General features: G+C 46.5%; 2 protein-coding genes. Both read right to left on the bottom strand.

Translation table 11 applies throughout. The features are described from left to right. Nucleotides 1-201 precede the first annotated feature (201 nt). A complete protein-coding gene (locus tag F6K51_RS38850) occupies nucleotides 202-846 on the bottom strand; it encodes a group II intron maturase-specific domain-containing protein (RefSeq protein WP_365940620.1) in 645 nt (214 codons plus the stop codon). Beyond that, the gene (locus F6K51_RS38845; protein ID WP_365940619.1) at nucleotides 812-1,657 is read right to left on the bottom strand and encodes a reverse transcriptase domain-containing protein; all 846 of its coding nucleotides are present in this window, start codon (nucleotides 1,655-1,657) and stop codon (nucleotides 812-814) included. The genes F6K51_RS38850 and F6K51_RS38845 overlap by 35 nt, the downstream gene beginning before the upstream one ends. Nucleotides 1,658-1,835: the final 178 nt, after the last annotated feature.

Raw genomic sequence — 1,835 nt, 5'->3', positions numbered from 1 at the left:
AGATCGGTGAGAATCCCATTAATGATGGAACGATTGTCATGTGCTGGTTTTCCTGTCCGGAGACGAAACCTTAGATAGGGTCGCCTTTATGGGCGACAGGCTATGGGTAAAAGGGTTAAAACTTATTAGAGTCGATGCCTGGTATTACCCAGGGCACCTCTCCTTCAGATCTGGACGTGAAGGTTTCCCCTCATCCAGCTCCTAGACATCCTTAGCTTTCGCTTTGCCCCCATGGATATATTGGTGACAACTTTGATGGACAGCCATTAGGTTTTTGGGCTTCCAATTGTCGTGATTTCTATCAATGTGGTGAAGGTGAACCCTTTCTCCATCAATGAATTTCAGTCCGCAATGTCCACAGGAATGGTTTTGTTTCTTCAAAGCCTTTGCAGTAGCATTATCATATAAAGCAGAGTTTCTATGACTCCAGTAGATTAAGTCTCCGTCATAGGGGGACTTAATTCCTCTAACCATTGTGTGGTCGTTTTCTTTCCACGATACTGTGGGGAAGGCTATCTTTACTAACCTTTTGGATTTGTACCGGTTTATTGATTTCTGCTTTCTGAATTTTCTTTCAGCAGTTTTTGCCGGGAAGTATAGGTCATATGGAGAGTCTTCCATGCAGCAGTATCTGTGGTAGTTCCTCCAACCCCGTACGATTGGTGCTAATTTTTGGGCTTTGACTTCTGCACCATAATTCGAGCTGTTGGCCACGGTTTTTACCTTCTTTAGAAATTTCTTGAGGTTCTCTTTTGAAGGGTAACTCTTGAATCTTCCGTCATGCTGGACTCGGAAAAACCAGCCCAGGAAGTCAAATCCGTCTGTCGTTTTGGTTATCTTGGTCAATCGGCGCGCTTATTTCCATCCCTCTTTCTGCTAGGAAGGTTTTGATTCTTTTCAGTACCTTTTCCGCGTTTTCCTTTGGCTTTAGGAATATCACCATGTCGTCCGCGTATCGAACGGAGGGGTGTATTGCCTCTATTCCGTTAAGTGCTATGTTGGCGAGCAGTGGACTGACAACTCCTCCCTGTGGGGTTCCTTGCTCAGGAAATTCCAGGTCAATTCCGGCTTTGAGGCAGCGGAATATCCCAGTCTTCAAACTTGCTGGTGCAATTAACCTATCCATGATGGACTTGTGGGAGATTCTGTCGTTCGCGAAGCGTGGCCTACGGCCAAAGCACTTTTTGATGTCTAGTTCAATTACCCTTTTGGTGATGCCGTTACATTTTGAATTGAGGTTTTTGAAAATGTATTGTTGGGCATCATGGGCACTGCGTCCAGTCCTAAACCCGTAACTCCGGGCGTGAAAGGTAGCTTCGTGGGCTGGTTCGAGGGCGTACTTTGCTAAACATTGCCATGCTCTGTCCGTGATTGTCGGTACTTTCAGCATTCTCGTACCCCCGTTTTTCTTAGGTATTGGGATTTCCCTTAACCCTTGGTGCGTCCAATTTTCCGCACTGGAGCCTAGCATTTTAAGTAACTCGAATCGCTCCCGGTATTTGAGGGCTGTTTTGCCGTCAATCCCGGCTGTCTTTTTACCCTGATTTAGTTGTGTCACTTGACGGATGGCCAAAAGCTGTGCCGAACGGGATTTCAAAATCAGTTTTTGTAGAGACCTTGCTTTCCTCAGGTCACCAGCTTGAACCGCTTTATACACTCTTCTTTGTAGGCGGAAAAGATTCTTCCGGAGTTGTTTCCAGTTTTGTCCTTGTTACGGTCGATGTCCCCTATTAAGGGGAGCACCTCCGCTTCAGAACTGGGCGTGAGACTTTCACCTCACCCAGCTCCTGGGTAAACTCGGTCTATGACCGGCCTTTCGGCTTGCTCCAGTGTAT

The organism is Moorena sp. SIO3I8 (genome assembly GCF_010692325.1).
In the GTDB taxonomy this organism is placed as follows: domain Bacteria; phylum Cyanobacteriota; class Cyanobacteriia; order Cyanobacteriales; family Coleofasciculaceae; genus Moorena.
Note: the sequence above shows the minus strand (reverse complement) of the source record. Positions and strands in the feature narration are given on the sequence as shown.